The organism is Parvibaculum sp. (assembly GCF_035511255.1).
Taxonomy (GTDB): domain Bacteria; phylum Pseudomonadota; class Alphaproteobacteria; order Parvibaculales; family Parvibaculaceae; genus Parvibaculum.
Genome location: NZ_DATKFR010000029.1, coordinates 1 through 14,483 on the forward strand (window position 1 = coordinate 1; position 14,483 = coordinate 14,483).

The window sequence follows — 14,483 nt, forward strand, 5'->3', positions numbered from 1 at the left end:
GTTTCCGAGACGTTGCGGTCGCAGAGTTCGTAGACGCGCTGGATGTGTTCCCAACGCACGCGGTCGGCCGACATCGGGTTTTCCGGCGGCGGCGCCTTGTCGCCGGTCTTGGCGAGAAGCGCCGCCTCGATGGCGTCGGCATCCGACGGCTTGGCGAGATAATCGACCGCGCCGAGTTTCACGGCCGCGACGGCGGTGGCGATGTTGCCATAGCCCGTCAGCACGACGATGCGCGCTTCCGGCCGCGCGTCCTGCACGGCGGCGACGACGTCGAGGCCGTTGCCATCCTCGAGGCGAAGATCGACCACGGCGAAACCGGGTTTCTTCGCCCGCGCCTGTTCCTTGCCTTCGCGAATGGTGCTTGCCGTCGTGACCTCGTAGCCGCGCGTTTCCATGGCGCGGGCGAGCCGCGTCAGGAACGGCACGTCGTCATCGACGAGAAGAAGCGTCTTGTCCTCGGGGATGAAAGGGACGGCGCCCTGTTCTTCGATTTTTTCAGACATCTTCTGCACGCTTTCTTCCTTCCGTTCGAAACGGGCCGACTATAGACGGCCTTTCCCGATAGGGCGATTTTAGGACGAATGGCCGCGGCAGGCCAACTCAGGGAAAGTCCCTACTTTGCGTTCCCGGAACGCAAGCCTCAGACGGCGGCGGGAAAGGCCGACTCCGCCTCGATCGCCTCGCGCGGCCAGATCACCTTGACCAGCGCGCCCGCCTTGCCGTCCTCGCGATTGGCGATTTCGACCTTCGCCCGCGAGCGCTCCAGCAACGTCTTGGCGATGAAAAAGCCGAGGCCCATGCCCTCGTGCTCGCTGCCGGGCTCGTTCGAGCGTGCGACACGAGGTCGCGTCGTCACATAGGGCTCGCCGATCTTCTCGATGATCTCGGGCGAAAATCCCGGACCGTCATCCATGATCGAGATCGCGATGCTGCTGTGGTCGTAGGAAACGCTGACCGCCACTTCCGTGCGCGCGAAATCGGCCGCGTTCTCGATGAAATTTCCAAGTCCGTAGAGAATCTCCGGCCGCCGCCAGATTTCCGGTTCGACTGCATCGGCTTCGCGCGCCGACACCGAAATCTTGAATTCGACGTCCATGTCGCGATGCGGTTCGACGATCTCGTCGACGAGAACATGCAGCGGCAGGCGCGAATACATTGCGTCCTCGCCCTTGGGCTCGCGCGACAGCCGCGAAAGAATGTCCTTGCAGCGTTCGGCCTGGCTCGACAGCAATTCGAGATCGTCCTTCATTTCCTCCGCGCTCAATCCGCCCCGGCGAAGTTCCTTGGCGACGAGCGCGATGGTGCCGAGCGGCGTGCCGAGCTCATGCGCGGCCGCCGCCGCGAGTCCGTCGAGCGCGGAAAGTCGTTGCGCGCGCGCGAGCACGAACTGCGTCGCCGCCAGCGCCGCCGACATGCGCCGCGATTCCTGCGATATGCGCCATGCGTAAGCGGCCATGAAGCCGAGGCCGAGCGCGATCGCGGTCCAGTTGCCGAGGAGATAGAGCGGAGGAATCCGTAACGGCTCGCCGGGTCTCCAGGGGAGCGGCATGTGGAAGAAGGCGAGCAGCGTCACATAGACGAAGGAGAGCGTGAGGAGCGCGATGGTGCTCCGGAGCGACAGCGTCGTCGCCGAGATCGTCACCGGCGCCATGAAGAGAAGCGCGAAGGGGTTCTGCAATCCGCCGGTGAGAAAAAGCAGCACCGCGAGCTGCGCGAGGTCGATGGCGAAATAGACCGCCGCCTGCCAGTCCGGCAGACGCACGGTCGAACGATAGCGCAAGGTCAGGAAGACGTTGAGCCAGGCCGACGCCGCGATCGCCGAAAGGCAGAGGCCGAGCGGCAGCGGAAAGCCGAGCCCGAGATTGACGAAGAGCACGGCGGCGAGCTGTCCGGCGAGCGCCAGCCAGCGCAGCAGTACCAGCGTCTGCAGGCGTACGCGGCCCGCCTCCGCGGCGACGCTCGCGGTCGCCGCATTGCCGCCGGCGAGAAAACGCCGCCTCAGCCAGCGCATGCTTCCGCGATCTTCGACAACAGCCATGATGGAATCCCCGCTTCTTTTGCGGGAGTGTAGCGCAGGCCGCCGCCCGCCTCATCTACGCAAAGCTACGGAGGAGGTTACTGGTTCGAGGGCCAGCTCTTGAGCGGCCGCGTCTCGCCGATCGCCATGATCCAGATGTCTTCCGGCGCGAAGCCCTGTTCGGCGCCCGCCTTGCGGAAGCGCTCCGGCGGCTCGAAGGGCGGCTCGACGGTGAGCAGCACCGTGCCCCAATGCATGCCGACGAGACGCCGGGCCTTGAGGTCGCGGCCCATCTGCACGGCCTCTTCGGGGTTGGCGTGGGATTCCTTCATCATGATGCGCGGTTCATAGGCGCCGATGCCGAGCAGCGCGGTATCGAAGGGCCCGTATTGCTCGCCGATCTCCTTGAAGATCGGCGCATAGCCGCTATCGCCGCCGAAGAACAGCTTGTGCTCCTTGCTTTCGAGCGCAAAGCCCGCCCAGAGCGTGCGGTTGGTGTCGAAGCCCGAACGCCGCGACCAGTGCACCACCGGCAGCGCCGTCACCTTGACGCCCTTGATCTTGTGGCTCTGGTGCCAGTCGAGTTCGACGACATTGGGAAAGCCGCGCTCATGGAAGAAGGAGGCGAGCCGCAAAGGCACGATCACGGTCATGTGCGACTTGTTCGGCAGTCGCGCCAGCGCGCGCTCGTCGAGATGGTCGTAATGATTGTGGCTGACCACGAGAAGGTCGATGCGCGGTAGCGCCGACATCGGCACGCCGCATTTGACGAAACGGCGAGGGCCGAGGGCCGCCGGTCCCGCATAGGTGGTGAGATAGGGATCGGTGAGAACGTTGAGCCCGCCGATGCGCAGCAGGAACGCCGCATGACCGAGCCAGGTGACGAAATCGTCCGGGCCCGCCGCATGGTCCTCGAGCAGGCGCACGGCGGCGTCGCGCGGCAGCACATGCCCTTCGGGAATATCGACCCGCCGCGCGCCCTGCTTCAGCATTTCGAGAAAGAAGGGCCCGGCATGCTTCAGCCGCCCGAGGCTGCGTTTGGGCGCGCCTTTCGGATTGCGGAAGGTGCCGTCGGGCAGATGATGGAACGGCCGCGCCGCTTCGTCCGGGGCGGCTTCATGGCCCCGCCGGCGCAGCTTGGCGCCGACCCGGGGGCGGCGGGGCGGTTTTTCGGATATGTCCATCGTCCACAGAAGATAGGGACGCGCGCGCCGTTCGGAAAGGCCTCTCTCGAAAAGAGAAGAAACCAGGTCTCAGCCGCCGGCCTGGCGAAGCACGGCGAGAATGTCCTCGTAATGGCGCTCCTCGGCGATATCCGTCGCCGTGCGGCCGGTCACGTCGGTGTCCTCGAGATCGGCCTTGTGATCGACCAGAACCTTCACGACCGAGGTCCGGTGAGCGCGGATCGCGATCAGCAGCGCCGTATCCTTGTTTTCCGCGATCACGTTCGGATTGGCGCCGCCGTCGAGCAGCGCGGCGGCGATGTCGGCCCGGCCCGACTGGGCGACGACGGAAAGCGCCGTGCGGCCGTTCTTGTCGCGGGCGTCCGGCCGGGCGCCGAGGCTGAGCAGATACTTCACCGCGTCGAGATGCCCGTTCTCGGCCGCCACCACGATCGCCGGCACATTGTCGACGCCGTCATCGTCCGGCGAAAGACCGCGCATGACGGCGACGTGAATGGCCCTGAGGTCGCCCGCCTTGGCCGCGTCGGTGAGATCGCTGTCGGGCAGCGACATGTTCATGCCCGGCGCCTCCTCGGCCCGAGCCTGCGAAACTCCGCCGAGCGGAAGGAGCAACGCGAAACCGGCGCAAAGAAGGCCCATGGCGTGAAGCAGCCTCCTCGAGGCCGCCCCGCGTGTCATTTCGTCGCTCGTCGCCTGATCCATGGAATTTCCTTCGCGTCTTGGACTGTGCTTAAACCCTGTCAGGGGTTAAAAACCGTCGCGGCCAGTCTTCTATAGGCCCGCGGGAACCTTCCGTTCAAGCCAAAGCGCCCCAGGGCCGGGATGCGCGCGCCGGAATCAAGGGAGAGTAATGACATGCCGCGTCAACGCCTCATCATCCTTCTCGTGGCTCTCGTCCTTGCCGCCATTATCGGCATTGCCCTTGCGCCGCAGGTCGATCGCCTGGTGAGCCGGCAGGCGCCCGACGGCGAGGCGAGCACGAGCGTCCAGACGACGGGCAAACCGCAGGTCGGCGGTCCCTTCACCCTGGTCGACCAGACCGGTAAAACCGTCACCGACAAGGATTATCGCGGCCGGTTCATGCTGATCTATTTCGGCTTCACGTTCTGCCCCGATGTCTGCCCGACCGAATTGCAGGTGATGGCGGCGGCGCTCGAAAAGCTGGGAGCGAGGGCTGAAAAGGTGCAGCCGATCTTCGTCACCGTCGATCCCGAGCGCGACACGCCCGAAGCCATGGCCAGATACGTCAAGCAGTTCGATCCTCGCCTCGTCGGCCTTTCGGGCTCGCCCGAACAGATCGCGGCGATCGCGAAGGAATACCGGGTCTTCTACGAGAAGGTGAAGGAAGAACCGGCCGAAGGCGAAGCCGCCAAGGATGCCGCTGACGACTACACGATGGACCATTCCTCCGTCGCCTATCTGATGGGCCCGGACGGCACCTTCCTGACCTTCTTCCCGCCCGGCGTCAGCCCCGACCAGATGGCCGACAAGATCGCGTCCTTTCTCTGAGGGATAGGCCTCCTTCCTTTGGCAATAGGGAAGCGAGCCTGTCCTATCTGCGTTATTCCACCGCGCTGGCTTGACGAAAGCCGGTCGCCGCCTCTATTTTCCGTCCATGGACAGGAAACGGCCCGCCACTCTCGCGCTTCTTCGCGCGCTCCTTCTGGAGCGTGGGCTTCTCTGCGCCTAGCGCAGAACATCACACCACCTCACCCACAGCTTCCGAACCTTTTGTCCATCGCGCCAGCGCCGAGAGCCGCTCGCGCCAAGACTGTCGGCGAACCGCCATGAACATGAATTCGAGCTTGCGACTTATCTCCGGCTGCCGGACCTTGCGCCCGTGGCAGTCCGGCAGTCCCGTGTTTCTTGAGCACGTCTCCGCCACGCTTTTCGCTTATTCCTGGAGACAGACATCATGTTGAAGAACCCTGCCGAAAAATACCGCGCCTTTCCGCCGATCGACCTGCCGGACCGCCAGTGGCCGAGCAAGGTCATCACGACGCCGCCGATCTGGATGAGCACCGACCTCAGGGACGGCAATCAGGCTCTCTTCGAGCCGATGAATGCAGACCGCAAGCTGCGCATGTTCGAGATGCTGGTTCGCATCGGCTTCAAGCATATCGAGGCGGGCTTTCCCGCCGCCTCCGAAACCGATTTCGGCTTCATCCGCAAGCTGATCGAAGAAGGCAGGGCGCCCGACGACGTCCATATCGAGGTGCTGACGCAGGCGCGTCCCGAACTCATCGCCCGCACCATGGATTCGCTCCGGGGCGCGAAGAACGCCATCCTGCATTTCTACAATGCGACGGCGCCGAACTTCCGCGAAATCGTTTTCAACCAGGGCAAGCAGGGCGTGAAGGCGATCGCGACCGAAAGCGCGCGCCAGATCAGGGAGCTGGCCGAAAAGCAGCCGGAAACGAACTGGACCTTCCAGTACAGCCCCGAAGTCTTCTCCGGCACCGAGCTCGACTTCGCCAAGGAAGTCGTCGATGCGGTGACGGAAGTCTGGGACGCCAATCCCGAGCGCAAGGTCATCATCAACCTGCCGGCCACCGTCGAAATGGCGACGCCCAATGTCTATGCCGACCAGATCGAATGGATGCACCGGAACCTGAAGCGCCGCGACGGCATCATCATCTCGCTCCATCCGCATAACGACCGCGGCACGGCGGTGGCCGCCGCCGAACTCGGCGTGATGGCGGGGGCCGACCGCATCGAAGGCTGTCTCTTCGGTCATGGCGAGCGCACGGGCAATGTCGATCTGGTGACGCTGGCGCTCAATCTCTACAGCCAGGGCGTCAATCCGGGTCTCGACTTCTCGCAGATCAACGAGATCGCGCGCACGGTCGAATATTGCACGCAGTTGCCGATCCATCCGCGCCACCCCTATGTCGGCGATCTCGTCTTCACGGCCTTTTCGGGCTCGCATCAGGACGCGATCAAGAAGGGCTTCGCGGCGCGCAAGGAAGGCGACATCTGGGAAGTGCCGTATCTGCCGATCGATCCGGCGGATGTCGGCCGTTCCTATGAATCGATCATTCGCGTCAACAGCCAGTCCGGCAAGGGCGGCATCTCCTATCTGCTGGAAGCCGAATACGGCCTCGCCTTGCCGCGCCGGCTGCAGGTCGAGTTTTCCTCCGCCGTGCAAAAGGTCACCGACGACACCGGCAAGGAAGTCACCGCCGCCGATATCTACGGGATATTCGAGCGCGAATATCTGGCGGTGAAAAGTCCGCTCGAATATGTGAGCCATACGCTCTTCGACGAAAACGGCAAGCAGGGCGTGAAGCTCCGCATACGCCGCTTCGGCGTCGAGGAAACGCTGACGGGTCTCGGCAACGGTCCGATCGATGCGTTGATGCAGGCACTGGCCGTGCCGGTGCAGGTGCGCCATTACGACGAGCATTCGCTCGGCCATGGCGCCGACGCGAAGGCGGTCGCCTATGTCGAGGTCGCGGAAGACGGTGTGCCCGGCGACATCTTCGGCGTCGGCATCGACCCGAACATCATCACGGCTTCCTTCAAGGCCGTGGTGAGCGGAGCAAATCGGGTGGCAAAACGCTATTCGGCGGCCGAGCAAAAGGCCCGCTTCAACGGCAAGATGGCTGTCGCGAAGTGAGGGACAGGGCGGAGAGACCTTGATCGGCCTCTCCGCCGCCTGACTGAAAAGCGTTTATTCTCAATGGCTTGAATTTTCATCGAAGATTTTCTTCGCCGCGCGTCGCATCGCTGCCTATATCCTATTGCACCGCAACAAGGAGAGGCCGAGAGGTCGCCAGATGGTCCTGTACCAGCTCTACGAGCTCAACCACGCTGCCGTCATGCCGCTGCGGGCTGCCGCCGAGCTGAGCCTCTGGGCGCTTCGTCATCCGCTTAATCCTTTCAGCGAAACGCCCGGCGCCAAGACCATGGCGGCGGCTTTCGACCTTTTCGAAAGTGTGACGCGGCGCTACGGCAAACCGAAATTCGGCCTCGACGAAACCGAGATCGGCGGAAAGCCGGTTCCCGTCGTCGAGCGCATCGTCTGGGAAAAGCCCTTCTGCAAGCTCATCCATTTCGAGCGCGAGCCCTCGGCGGTGAAAGGTCTCGATCAGCCGAAGCTCCTGATCGTCGCGCCGATGTCCGGTCATTACGCGACACTGCTCCGGGGCACGGTCGAGGCGATGCTGCCTCATTGCGACGTCTACATCACCGACTGGGTCGACGCCCGCCTGGTGCCGCTGGCCGAGGGTGCCTTCCATCTCGACGACTATGTCGATTACGTGATCGACATGGTTCACGCGTTGGGGCCGGATATTCATGTGCTGGCGGTCTGCCAGCCCTCCGTGCCAGTCTTCGCCGCCGTCGCGGTGATGAACGAGGGCGAAGACCCGCTCGCGCCCCTGAGCATGACGCTGATGGGCGGACCGATCGACACGCGCGAAAGCCCGACCGAGGTCAACCGTCTCGCCACCGAGCGCGGCACCGAATGGTACGAGCGCAACGTCATCACCACCGTTCCGCTGCCCTATCCGGGCGTCCTGCGCCGCGTCTATCCGGGCTTCGTCCAGCTCTCGGGCTTCATGGCGATGAACCTCGACCGCCACATGGACGCCCACTGGAATTATTTCGATCACATGGTCGAGGGCGACGGCGACAGCGCCCAGAAGCATCGGGAGTTCTATGACGAATATCTCGCCGTCATGGACATGACGGCCGAGTTCTATCTCGAAACCGTCGACCAGGTTTTCGTCCAGCACGCGCTTCCCAAGGGCGAGCTTCTGCATCGCGGCCGCCCGGTCCGGCCGGAGGCGATCCGGCGCACGGCGCTGATGACCGTCGAGGGCGAGAAGGACGACATCTCAGGCGTCGGCCAGACCAGGGCCGCCCACAAGCTTGCCGGCGCCTTGCCCGCCTCGATGCATGAACATTGGGAGCAACCTGGCGTCGGTCATTACGGCGTCTTCAACGGTTCGCGCTGGAAGGCCGAGATCGCGCCGCGCGTCCGTGCCTTCATGGCGAAGCACGCGCGCCACACTTAGGGCCGCCGATCGAAAAAAAGTGGTGTCCGGCAGGCATTAAATGCGTCGGCACCGCCGATTGATCTTGCGGAGACGAGTGGGGTTCATGGCATGCTTGTCACGATTCGACTCTATGAGTCTGAGGCTCGAGAGCCGATCGCGTGCGGCGCCGATCGCGCCGCGCCCGTGGTGAAAGAGTTCGCCAGCCCATGTCCAGACGCGCCAAGCCCATTCCGCTTCACATCGATTATCTCGACATCGACGGGCGCACCGTCCCCGTCACCGCCACCCACAATCCGCGCGCGCGGCGCATCATCGTTCGCGTCGATCTCGCCGCCGGTTCGGTTCAGGTCACCTCGCCGTCGAAGCGGGGCATGGCCAATGCGCTGAAATTCGCCCATGAACAGCGCGAATGGATCGCCGAGCGGCTCGAACATGTGCCGCCGCCGGTGCCGTTCCAGCATGGCTCGTGCATCCCGTTCCGGGGCCGCGAGCATCTGATCCGCCACGTCGGGTCCCGCCGGGCGAACGCCGAAGGCAGCGGTCCCGTCTGGCGGGTGCGCTCGGCCGACACGGGCGGCCTGCCGGAAATCCGCGTCACCGGCCATCCCTCCTTCGTCCAGCGGCGCGTCACCGACTGGCTGAAGATGCAGGCGCGGATCGAACTCAACGAGAAGGCGCTGGGTTTTGCCGAAGCCTTCGAGGTCCGCCCCTCGCGCATCACCATGCGCGATCAGACGAGCCGCTGGGGTTCGTGTTCCCATTCCCGCGCATTGTCTTTTTCCTGGCGTCTCGTCATGGCGCCGGGCCATGTGCTCGATTATGTGGCGGCCCATGAGGTCGCGCATCTCCGGCACATGAACCATGGACCCCGCTTCTGGGCGCTTGTCGCCGAGGCCATCCCGAACTACGAGACGGCAAAGAAGTGGCTTGAGATCCACGGGCCGGGCCTGCACCGCTACGGTGCGGATCCCTTCGGCGCTTTTGACGACGATGATGACGATGCGGAAGACTAGGTGCGCCGCCTGAAACGGGCCGGGGGCGGGGGAGCTAGCGCTTCTTCACCATGCAGTCCTGCCCGCCCGACTTCAGCTTCGCGCAGGCGCTCTGCGCCGCCGCCTTGCTCGTGAAGCCGGCCGCGCGGACGCGGTAATAGGTTCCCTTCTCGCCGAGATCGGCCTTCTCGATATCGAGCGCATGGCCGCCAAGGATGGCGGGGAAGCGCTTGCCGAGCTGCGCCCAGGCGGTCCGGGCGCTCTTCTCGTCGCGCAACGCGGAAATCTGCACCACATAGGCGCCGCCGGACGCGGGCTTTTGCGCCTTGGCAGGTGCGACGGGCGCCGCGTCTTCCATCGCGGGAGCCGGCGCGGGGCTCGAGGCCTCGCCGCCGGGCCGAAGCGCCGGAGCGGGCGTGGCCGCCTCCGGAACGACGGGCTGCGGAGCGGGCGTCTGCGGAACCGTGGCTTGAGGAGCGGCGGCACGAGGAACGATGTCCTCGGGAACGGTCGTGTCCGGTGCCGCCGGCGTTTCTGGCGCGGGCGCGGATTGCGACGCCATTGCCTGCGGAGCGGCAGGTTCGGCCGCTTGCGGCGCGGGCTGGGTGGCGGGCGGCGCTTCGGCCGTGATGTCGGGAGACACCGGAGCGACGCCGCGATCCGTCTTGCTCGACAGCGTCAGCAGCACGCCGCCAATGACGATCGCGCCGAGCACGGCGCCGATAATGAGCCGTGTGCCGCCGCTGCCCGACGAGGTTTCCTCCGCCGTGTAGATGATCTCGGGTTCCGGCGGCTCGGGCCGCTCGTCATCCGATCGGCCGGGTCCGCCGCCCGGCGAGAAGTCCGTCCCCGCGAACAGCGACATGCGCGCACTCGGATCGATGGAGAGGGGCTCGGCCTCTCCCTTGCGCGCGAGCAGGTCGCTGGTGAGCGAAGCAGGCTTCTTTGACATTTATGCGGCACCTCTGAGCGTATCGTTCGCGAAACTACCCGAGGCAAACGGAGATGTCTCGCGTCCGTGCAGGCGATCGCTCAAAAACGACCACAACTCGCCGATTTCCTCGGCCGATTTGGTCTGGGAGGCGATTTCCATGACGGTCCTGCCGTCGATCATACTCGAGGCAAAATCGATTCGCTGATGGACGATCGACGGGGCCACCGGGCCGTGATGCGAAAGGGCGATGACCGCCTCGGTCGTGATGCGAGCCCGGGGACTTGCGCCATTGACCGCGAAGACCAGCGGCTTGCCGACCTCGTCGCAGAGCCGGACGGTCGCGCCGGCGGCCCGGAGATCGTGCGGGCTCGGCCGGGTCGGGATCACGACCATGTCGGCAAGCCCGATCACATGGGCGATGGTCGAGGTAATGGCGGGCGGTGTGTCGATGATGACGAGGCGGACGCCGCCATCCTTGAGCCGCTTGAGGTCGGCCGCGAGCCCTTCATGAGAGGAGCGCACGAAGAAAGGCCGTTCCGCGTCGCGCGCGTTCCACCACTGCGAAAGACTACCTTGCGGGTCGGTGTCGATGAGTGCAACCGGTCCCTCGTTTCGCCGCTCCGCCTCGACAGCGATATGGCCGGCAAGCGTGGTCTTGCCGGACCCGCCCTTCTGAGACGCAAACGCTATGACGTGCATGAGTACCCCGTATCGAGTAGCGGGCGACCGCGCGTGACGACGCAAAATCCTGCCGCGGTCCCGGAGGCGCTCGCCCCTCGCGCCCACATGACCCACCGATTTGCTCGGACGGCAGATGGGGTCCCGAATCAGTCCCCCGACCGAGATTAGTGTGTGACCCAAAATGGCTCAACATGTAGCTCGCGATCGGGAGCGCCATACAACTGACAGTGACTCTGGAAGCACACCCGCCTCCCCGTCAGCGCGCCGCCGCCTCTGCCACGATTTTGAGCATCGCGGAGGTCAGTCGGGCGAGGTCCTCCTCGCCGATGACGAGCGGCGGGGTCGTATAGACGATCCGGCCGAAGGGGCGGATGAAGACGCCTTCCTCGACGAAGCGCCGCTTCATGCCGTTGAGGTCGGAGATCGCGTCGAGTTCGATGACGCCGATCGCACCCTTGATGCGCACGTCGCGCACGCCTTTGATCTCGCGGGCGGGTTCGAGCTCGCGCGTCAGCTGCGCCTCGATGCGCCCGACCTGTTTCAGACGCGGCTCGCTCTCGAAGAGATCGAGCGAGGCGTTGGCCGCCGAGCAGGCGAGCGGATTGCCGGTATAGGTCGGCCCGTGCATCAGCGCCTTCGACGGATCGTCGCTGAGGAAGGCCTCGAAGATTTTCGTCCGCGCGACGGTGGCCGCGAGCGCCAGGGTGCCGCCCGTGAGCGCCTTCGAAAGCGTCACGATATCGGGCACGATCCCGGCCGCCTCGCAGGCGAACATCGAGCCCGTGCGTCCGAAACCGACGAAGATCTCGTCAAGGATCAGCAGCACGTCATGCTTGTCGCAGAGGCGCCGGAGCCGTTTCAGCACCTCGGCCTCATGGAAGATCATGCCGCCGGCGCCCTGCACCAGCGGCTCGGTCATCACGGCGGCGACTTCATGCGCATGGGCCGCAAGGAACCTGTCGAGGGCCGCTTCCGTCTCGTCGTCCACCGGCAGATCGGTAATGAGCTGTTCGGCGATGGCGCCCTTGAAGAGCGTGTGCATCCCCTCGTCGGGATCGCAGACCGACATCGCGGCCAGCGTGTCGCCGTGATAGCCGCCGCGGAAGGAGACGAAGCGCTTCTTTCCCCTCACGCCGGAATTGATCCAGTACTGCACCGCGATCTTCATCGCGATCTCGACCGAGACCGAACCCGATTCCGAAAAGAAGGTGTGACCGAGATCGCCGGGCAGGAGCTTCGCCAGCCGCGTCGCGAGCGTCAGCGCCGGCTCATGCGCGAGTCCGCCCAGCATCACATGCGGCATCTTCTGGAGCTGCGCCGTCACCGCCTCGCGAATATGCGGATGGTTGTAACCATGCGCCGCCGTCCACCAGGACGAGGTGCCGTCGATGAGTTCCCGCCCGTCGGCCAGCGTCAGCCGCACGCCCTCCGTCTTCACGACCGGGAGCGACATCGGCACCGTCTGCATCTGCGTATAAGGCAGCCAGAGATGCTTCGCGCCGTCCTCGAGCCAGCGCGGCACGTCGTTCAGCAGCGGATTGCGGGGCGGGTAGGGCATGGCGTCGCTTTCTGGCGATTTTTCTGGGCGCAACATAGCCGGATTTCCATCAGGGGTGGCAAGAAGACGACACCCGCCGGTTGGCAAGCGCCGCGCCGTCGGCCTATAGTGCGCGCCGGTGCCGCGAGGGGCGCCGCCGTCCGACAAAGGGCCTCCCACCTTCGCTTCCGCGATGAAGATCGTCGACCGCTGACGCCGTACTCCAGTTTGCTTGCCGTCGTTCGGACAGATGGCAATCGTGAAAACAGGAGAAGTCCGTGCGCGGTGACAGGCCATTCCACGACATCGAAATCTCGAAACGCAAGGCGACCTTGCTGTTGAAGCGGCTTTGCGGCAGCGAGCCGACGCTCGCGCTGCGGGCCGCCGCCCGCATCCGCCGCGCCGCTTACTGGGCCGCGAAATCGCCCGAAGACATCCTCGCCGAACGCGACCGTGTGCAGCACAAGCATGCGCTCGACGCGATCGCCGTCGAGGCGGGCTTCGACGATTGGCGGCACATGAAGGCCGAAGCGGATGCCCGCCTCCGGACCGCCTTCAATCCCGAGCAGCTCTTCGGCCTGCGCGCCTCCTTCTTCCTCAATCTCTGGTTCACGACCTATGAGGAAGCGCGAGCCTCGCTCGCCGCACATCCGCAGCGCTTTCTCTTTCCCTATAGAAGCCAGTTCGTGATCTGCGACGCAGGGTTGCTGGCTGATCAGGGCATTGATGCCGGCGATCCCGACTGGGAGCTGATCGGCCACGACTGGGTCCGCCCGCGCGATCCGGCCGCGCGCGATCGACTGTCGGCAAGCGTCGCGCGTCAATTGTCGCGCGCGAGCGAGGTCCAGCCATGAAGGGCGACCGGAAGAAGGAGCTGATCCGGGCCTACAAGGAGAAGAAGCCCTCGCCCGGCGTCTACGCGCTGCGTTGCGCCACGACGGGCGAGGTCTGGGTCGCGCCGAGCCGCAATCTCGATGCGCAGCAGAACGGTATCTGGTTCACGTTGCGCATGGGCACGCATCCGAACAAGGCGCTGCAATCGGTCTGGAATGCGCAAGGCGAGGCGTCCTTCGCCTATGAGATCGTCGAGCGCATCGAGGACGAGGATCTGACGGGCTACCTGCTCGACTCCATATTGAAGGAGCGGCTGCAGCACTGGCGCGCAACGCTTGGGGCGGGATTGGCGGTGGGGTGAGGAAGACTGACGCCCAACCCACAACCGTCATGGCCGGATCGAGCCCGGCCATCCACGTCTTTCTTCCCTGATTTCTCTGCTAAAGGCGTGGATACGCGGGTCGAGCCCGCGCATGACGGAAAAAGAGAAGGGGTAGACCTACCTCTCCGACGGACAGCTATGCGCCGGCATCGGCTCGAGGCCGAGTTTTTCGAACATGCGCGCATCCTTGTCCGCTTCCGGATTCTTGGTCGTCAGCAGCTTCTCGCCGATGAAGATCGAATTTGCGCCGGCGAGGAAGCAGAGCGCCTGCGTTTCCTCGGACATGTGTTCGCGCCCGGCAGAAAGACGCACGACGGATTTCGGCATGATGATGCGGGCGACCGCGATGGTCCGCACGAAATCGATCGGATCGATCTCTTCGGAATGACCGAGCATCGTGCCTTCGACCTGCATCAGCTGGTTGATCGGCACGCTTTGCGGATGTTCCGGGAGGTTCGCGAGCGCAACGAGCATGCCGACGCGGTCATCCTTGCCTTCGCCCATGCCGACGATGCCGCCGGAGCAGACATTGATGCCCGCCTCGCGGACGCGCGCCAGCGTTTCGAGCCGGTCGGCGAAGGTCCGTGTCGTGACGATCTCTTTATAATAATCTTCCGACGTGTCGATGTTGTGATTGTAATAATCGAGGCCCGCATCCTTCAGGCGCAGCGTCTGCTCGACCGAGAGCATGCCGAGCGTCATGCAGGTTTCCATGCCCATGGCCTTCACGCCTTCGACCATGGCGCAGACGGCGTCCATGTCGCGGTCCTTGGGCGAACGCCAGGCGGCGCCCATACAATAGCGCGAGGCGCCCGCTTCCTTGGCCTTGCGCGCTTCCTCGAGCACACGCTCGACTTCCATCAGCTTCGTCGCCTTGAGGCCGGTCTCGAATTTCGAACTCTGCGAGCAATAGCCGCAA

The 14,483-nt window shown here is 64.7% G+C and carries 14 protein-coding genes; 6 read left to right on the forward strand and 8 right to left on the reverse strand.

All coding sequences use genetic code 11. The features are described 5' to 3' along the window. The 4 genes from VMR03_RS00930 to VMR03_RS00945 all read right to left on the reverse strand — a co-directional run. The coding region (locus VMR03_RS00930) for an ActR/PrrA/RegA family redox response regulator transcription factor (RefSeq protein WP_325401357.1) at positions 1 to 503 on the reverse strand (503 nt) is incomplete at its 3' end. A gap of 137 nt (positions 504 to 640) precedes the next feature. Continuing rightward, the gene (locus VMR03_RS00935) at positions 641 to 2,038 is read right to left on the reverse strand and encodes an ActS/PrrB/RegB family redox-sensitive histidine kinase (protein ID WP_325401359.1); all 1,398 of its coding nucleotides are present in this window, start codon (positions 2,036 to 2,038) and stop codon (positions 641 to 643) included. Positions 2,039 to 2,115: 77 nt separating this feature from the next. Beyond that, positions 2,116 to 3,201 (reverse strand): MBL fold metallo-hydrolase, encoded by a 1,086-nt coding sequence (locus VMR03_RS00940; RefSeq protein WP_325401361.1) that lies wholly within the window; start codon positions 3,199 to 3,201, stop codon positions 2,116 to 2,118. 69 nt (positions 3,202 to 3,270) lie between these two features. Beyond that, on the reverse strand, positions 3,271 to 3,903 hold the full coding sequence (locus VMR03_RS00945; RefSeq protein WP_325401363.1) for an ankyrin repeat domain-containing protein: 633 nt from the start codon (positions 3,901 to 3,903) through the stop codon (positions 3,271 to 3,273). Positions 3,904 to 4,056: 153 nt separating this feature from the next. Here VMR03_RS00945 and VMR03_RS00950 point away from each other — a divergent pair, with 153 nt between their 5' ends. From VMR03_RS00950 to VMR03_RS00965, 4 genes are all read left to right on the forward strand, one after another. Then, a complete protein-coding gene (locus VMR03_RS00950) occupies positions 4,057 to 4,710 on the forward strand; it encodes an SCO family protein (protein WP_325401365.1) in 654 nt (217 codons plus the stop codon). A 406-nt stretch (positions 4,711 to 5,116) separates the two neighbouring features. Then, on the forward strand, positions 5,117 to 6,820 hold the full coding sequence (gene leuA, locus VMR03_RS00955) for a 2-isopropylmalate synthase (RefSeq protein WP_414693138.1): 1,704 nt from the start codon (positions 5,117 to 5,119) through the stop codon (positions 6,818 to 6,820). 160 nt (positions 6,821 to 6,980) lie between these two features. After that, a complete protein-coding gene (locus VMR03_RS00960; protein ID WP_325401367.1) occupies positions 6,981 to 8,222 on the forward strand; it encodes a polyhydroxyalkanoate depolymerase in 1,242 nt (413 codons plus the stop codon). Between the two features lie 188 nt (positions 8,223 to 8,410). Further along, positions 8,411 to 9,217 (forward strand): SprT family zinc-dependent metalloprotease, encoded by an 807-nt coding sequence (locus VMR03_RS00965; RefSeq protein ID WP_325401369.1) that lies wholly within the window; start codon positions 8,411 to 8,413, stop codon positions 9,215 to 9,217. Between the two features lie 34 nt (positions 9,218 to 9,251). Here VMR03_RS00965 and VMR03_RS00970 read toward each other — a convergent pair whose 3' ends face one another. The 3 genes from VMR03_RS00970 to VMR03_RS00980 form a co-directional block, all read right to left on the reverse strand. Beyond that, positions 9,252 to 10,148 carry an SPOR domain-containing protein gene (locus VMR03_RS00970; RefSeq protein WP_325401371.1) on the reverse strand — a complete coding sequence of 299 codons (897 nt, stop codon included), beginning with the start codon at positions 10,146 to 10,148 and terminating at the stop codon, positions 9,252 to 9,254. Then, complete coding sequence (locus VMR03_RS00975; protein WP_325401373.1) at positions 10,149 to 10,829, reverse strand: ParA family protein; 681 nt, start codon at positions 10,827 to 10,829, stop codon at positions 10,149 to 10,151. A gap of 238 nt (positions 10,830 to 11,067) precedes the next feature. Further along, complete coding sequence (locus VMR03_RS00980; RefSeq protein ID WP_325401375.1) at positions 11,068 to 12,369, reverse strand: adenosylmethionine--8-amino-7-oxononanoate transaminase; 1,302 nt, start codon at positions 12,367 to 12,369, stop codon at positions 11,068 to 11,070. A 257-nt stretch (positions 12,370 to 12,626) separates the two neighbouring features. On the opposite strand from VMR03_RS00980, the gene VMR03_RS00985 reads away from it, so the two are divergent. After that, complete coding sequence (locus VMR03_RS00985; RefSeq protein ID WP_325401377.1) at positions 12,627 to 13,202, forward strand: hypothetical protein; 576 nt, start codon at positions 12,627 to 12,629, stop codon at positions 13,200 to 13,202. After that, positions 13,199 to 13,543 carry a GIY-YIG nuclease family protein gene (locus VMR03_RS00990; RefSeq protein ID WP_325401379.1) on the forward strand — a complete coding sequence of 115 codons (345 nt, stop codon included), beginning with the start codon at positions 13,199 to 13,201 and terminating at the stop codon, positions 13,541 to 13,543. Before VMR03_RS00985 ends, VMR03_RS00990 begins: the two co-directional genes overlap by 4 nt. A 138-nt stretch (positions 13,544 to 13,681) precedes the next feature. Here VMR03_RS00990 and bioB read toward each other — a convergent pair. After that, the coding region (gene bioB / locus VMR03_RS00995; protein ID WP_325401381.1) for a biotin synthase BioB at positions 13,682 to 14,483 on the reverse strand (802 nt) is incomplete at its 5' end.